General features: G+C 66.3%; 1 protein-coding gene. It reads right to left on the reverse strand.

The genetic code is table 11. From position 1 onward, the window contains the following. Positions 1-2,621 (reverse strand): condensation domain-containing protein (locus ABZV91_RS32370; RefSeq protein WP_355249518.1); only part of this gene is annotated, 2,621 nt, incomplete at both ends.

A 2,621-nucleotide genomic window follows, 5' to 3' on the forward strand; every position in this document is an offset into this window, starting at 1 on the left:
CCATAGGACAGACTCGTCCCCTCGAACGAAACCGCCACCCGATCCGGATACGCCGCAGCCGCGGCATCGAACCCATCCAGCAACAGCCCCTCGGGGAGCGCGTGCTCGGTCGCATTCCACTCCGCCAACATCTTCGTGCGCTCGACCGGCGCCAGGATCTCCAGATCACCGACCGGCGTCTCCGGGGCCGCCACGATCTCCCGCAGCAGACCCACGAACCGCGCCGCGAAGCCCTCCACCGTGGCACGGTCGAACAGGGCGGTGGCATAGGTCAGGTAACCGGCCACACCGTTCGGGGCCCCGGCGGTGTCGTAGGAGTCGCCGAGCAGCAGGTTCAGGTCGAACTGGGAGATCTCGGCATCGAAATCCACCCCGGAAACCGTCAGGTCCGGCAGCTCCAGCACGGAGGCGGCCAAGTTCTGGAAGGTCAAGCCCACCTGGAACAGCGGATGCCGCGCGGTCGACCGCGCCGGGTTGAGTACCTCCACCAGCCGCTCGAACGGCACATCCGCGTGCGCGAACGCCGCGATATCGGCTTCCCGCTGACGACCCAGCAGACCGGTGAAGGATTCACCACGCTCCAACTGTGTCCGGAACACCAGCGTGTTCACGAACATACCGATCAGATCATCGAGCGCCTGCTCACCACGACCCGCGACCGGGGTACCGATGGTGATGTCGTCGGTGCCCGACAGGCGCGACAGCAACACCGCCAACGCGGAATGCACCACCATGAACAGCGTGGCGTTCTGTTGCTGCGCCACCCGTACCAATCCGGCATGGGTTTCCGCGTCGATCGCGACCTCGACCCGCCCACCGGCGAAGGACTGGACGGCCGGACGTGGCCGATCGGTCGGCAGATCCAACTGATCCGGCACCCCGGCCAGCGCAGACTGCCAATAAGCGATCTGCGCGGCCGCGATCGACTCCGGATCGGCCTCGTCACCCAGCAGCTCACGCTGCCAGATGCTGTAGTCGGCGTACTGCACCGGTAGCGGCGCCCAACCCGGCGCCTCGCCGGCAGTACGCGCCGCGTAAGCGATCATCAGGTCCCGCGTCAGCGGACCCACCGACAAGCCGTCACCGGCGATATGGTGCACCACCATCGCCAGCACGAACTCGCCCGCCACACCGGCCGCGGGCTCGTCACCCGTCACCGCATCGCCGGTCGCCGCATCGCGCACCCGGAACAGCGCGACCCGCAACGGCACCTCGACCGTCACATCGAAACCGGTCGACGCCAGCCCCGACACCGCCGGAACAACATCTGCGGCCGCGACGGAACGCACCTCGAGTCGAGGTGCGGCGTCGCCGACCGGCAGCACCAGCTGCACCGGACCGGAATCGGTCTCCGGATACACCGTCCGCAGCACCTCGTGCCGCGCCACCAGATCCGAGACGGCCGCACGCAACGCCTCGACGTCGAGGGCACCCGACAAACGGATCGCCATCGGCAAGTTGTAAGCGGCCGACTCCTGATCGAACCGGTTCAGGAACCACATCCGCTGCTGCGCCAGCGACAGCGGCGCGGCACCGACAACCTCTCCCGAGGGCAGCGTCCGGGTCGGACGTTGCTGCGGCACCAACGGCACCCGGCCACCGGAACCGGCCTGCTCCTGGATCCGAGCAGCCAATACGGAAACAGTGCCGGCCTCGAACAACAACCGCACCGGCACGGTGGTATCCAGCGCCGCACCCAGACGCGCCGCGACCTGAGTCGCGATCAGCGAATTACCACCCAGAGCGAAGAAATCATCGTCGGCACCGACCCGCTGCACTCCCAGCACGTCGGCGAACACACCCGCCACGATCTCCTCGATCGGAGTCGAGGGAGCACGGAACTGCTTGGTCTCGAACACCGGCGCCGGCAACGCCTTACGATCCAGCTTCCCGGAAGTGTTCAACGGGAACGCATCCAGCTCCATGACCACGGCCGGAATCATGTACACCGGCAGCACATCACGCAGGGACTCCAGCAACACACCGGAAACGACCTGCTCACCGGGCACGGGCACCACATAGGCGACCAACTGCTCACCCAGATCCGACGCCGCGACCGTCACCACGGCCTGGCTCACCACCGGCTGCGCCAGCAACGCCGACTCGATCTCACCCAACTCGATCCGCTGACCACGGAACTTCACCTGGAAATCGGTACGACCCAGATACTCCAGCACCGGCTGCGACTCGGTCCCGCCCTCTGCCGCGACCTCGGCCCGACTCCACCGCACCAGGTCACCCGTGCGATACATCCGCTGACCCGCATCGAACGGACTCGCCACAAAACGATCCGCCGACAGATCGGGTCGGGTCACATAACCCCGCGCGAGCTGATCACCCGCCAGATAGAGCTCACCCGTCACACCGGCAGGAACCGGCCGCAACCGCGAATCCAACACATACACGCGCGAATTCCACTGCGGCACACCGATCGGCACACTATTGGTCTCCTGACCAGTGGCCTGCCAATACGTGATCGACACCGCAGCCTCGGTCGGACCATACAAATTGTGCACAGCCGCATCCGAAATCGCGTGCATCGCCGACACCGTCTCCGGCGGCAACGCCTCACCGATCACGAACACATGCTCGAGCGACGGAATCGAACCCGCCGCAGTATG

Source organism: Nocardia sp. NPDC004568, from assembly GCF_040609955.1.
In the GTDB taxonomy this organism is placed as follows: Bacteria; Actinomycetota; Actinomycetes; order Mycobacteriales; family Mycobacteriaceae; genus Nocardia.